This is a genomic window from Pseudomonas peli (assembly GCF_050563605.1).
In the GTDB taxonomy this organism is placed as follows: Bacteria; Pseudomonadota; Gammaproteobacteria; order Pseudomonadales; family Pseudomonadaceae; genus Aquipseudomonas; species Aquipseudomonas peli_A.
Genome location: NZ_JBNXUH010000396.1, coordinates 1 through 267, shown reverse-complemented (window position 1 = coordinate 267; position 267 = coordinate 1). Strand labels below are relative to the sequence as shown.

Annotated in this window: 1 pseudogene; it reads right to left on the bottom strand. The window is 54.1% G+C overall.

Annotated features, from left to right (window positions below):
• Positions 1-115: pseudogene (locus tag ACQ4LH_RS22080) on the bottom strand (3-dehydroquinate synthase); the annotation flags it as partial.
• Positions 116-267: the final 152 nt, after the last annotated feature.

The following is a 267-nucleotide window of genomic DNA, read 5'->3' as shown; positions in this document are numbered from 1 at the left end:
GCGTGGCATTCAAAATTTCCCGGGGAAAATCACCGGTTACAACCGCCTCACCCAAACCGCGCAACAACACCAGGCGCAGCTTGCCATCGAGAACCTTCTTGTCGACCGCCATATGCNGTCGTCGGCAGCGTAAAATGTTTAAAAGAAACGGGCGTGACATAAAAAATTCCCCGGGAAAAACCCCCGTTTAAACCCGCCTCACCCAAACCGCGCAACAACACCAGGCGCAGCTTGCCATCGAGAACCTTCTTGTCGACCGCCATATGC